1 tRNA gene and 1 rRNA gene are annotated in these 1191 nt (G+C 33.8%); both read left to right on the forward strand.

Going from position 1 to position 1191, the window contains the following annotated elements:
- The first annotated feature begins 8 nt into the window (after positions 1 to 8).
- Positions 9 to 125: ribosomal RNA gene (gene rrf / locus EJK17_RS11230) — 5S ribosomal RNA — on the forward strand.
- A gap of 14 nt (positions 126 to 139) precedes the next feature.
- Positions 140 to 212: transfer RNA gene (locus EJK17_RS11235), tRNA-Asn, on the forward strand.
- Positions 213 to 1191: the final 979 nt, after the last annotated feature.

Genomic DNA, 1191 nt, shown 5'->3' on the forward strand with positions numbered 1-1191 from the left:
GAAAAGAGTGCGGTGGCGATAGCAAGAAGGATACACCCGTTCCCATGCCGAACACGGAAGTTAAGCTTCTTAACGCCGAGAGTAGTTGGTGGGAGACTGCCTGCGAGGGTAGGTAGCTGCCGTGCTCTTTTTTTAATATTCCGGCTTAGCTCAGTTGGTAGAGCGCTTGACTGTTAATCAAGATGTCGTCAGTTCGAGTCTGACAGCCGGAGCTAAGAGGAATAGGGAGAGAGGACACGAGGGTGTCCTCTTTTTTGCGTTGAAAATATAAAAGTAAAAATTAACTTATTACTTCTCCCTTTTACGGCTTTTTTGCAAATCCTGTTGATAAAAAATAAAGGAAAAGATTAATAGAACTACAAAAAAGGAGCAAGTTGAATTAATGCAGCTTCAAAGCTTTCATATTTTTACCTTGAATAAATTTTTAATATTGATTTTCAAAAAAGACATTTTTATCTTTAATATCAAGCATAAATTTAATACAATCATTAGTAGAAGAGGATATAGAAATCACCTTTATTTATAAAATTTTGTGTGGAAATGATTTTTTATGACAGAGGACTATGTCCTCTTTTTTGATGCAATAAAACCTGTTAGTTGGTTATGGTTCCTCTTTTATTTATTGATTGAAACTAGATTCTCTGGCAGAGACTATTAGTCATCAACACAGTTTGGATAAAGATGTTTTGTTACTGTTGAATATTGTGGAAAAGAATACGTTGGTATAAAAAGAAAACTTTAAAAGTACTTTGACGTTTTTAAGAAGCTAGAGTTTAGACAAAAAATAAATTTAAAATTGTTTTCTTAAGTCTCAATTGTTAAAGTTCGCTAGTCAGCTATCAAAAGGAAATAATAATTCAAGAAAGTAAGGAATATAAAGATTAAGATAGCTATCGATTAAAAAATATTGTGAAATAGCAATTCTAATCCGAACGAAAAGAAATAGTTGACGAAAAGAGAAACAAAGGGTAATATATTTAACTGCCGTCGGGTGATGCGAAAGCGTCGCTGAACGGCAGAAAAATAAAATAAAAAAGTGCTTGACATGAAGTCAAGTAACGAGTATTATTAAATGCGTTGTCGATGAGACAACAGGTAGTACTTTGAAAACTGAACAAAGTTTCGCTAAAAGTGTGCGGGTGTAAAAACCCAAACAAAGAAGCGAAGTCAATTCGCAAGCAATAAATCTTG

It is taken from the genome of Lactobacillus xujianguonis, assembly GCF_004009905.1.
GTDB classification, from domain to species: Bacteria; Bacillota; Bacilli; order Lactobacillales; family Lactobacillaceae; genus Lactobacillus; species Lactobacillus xujianguonis.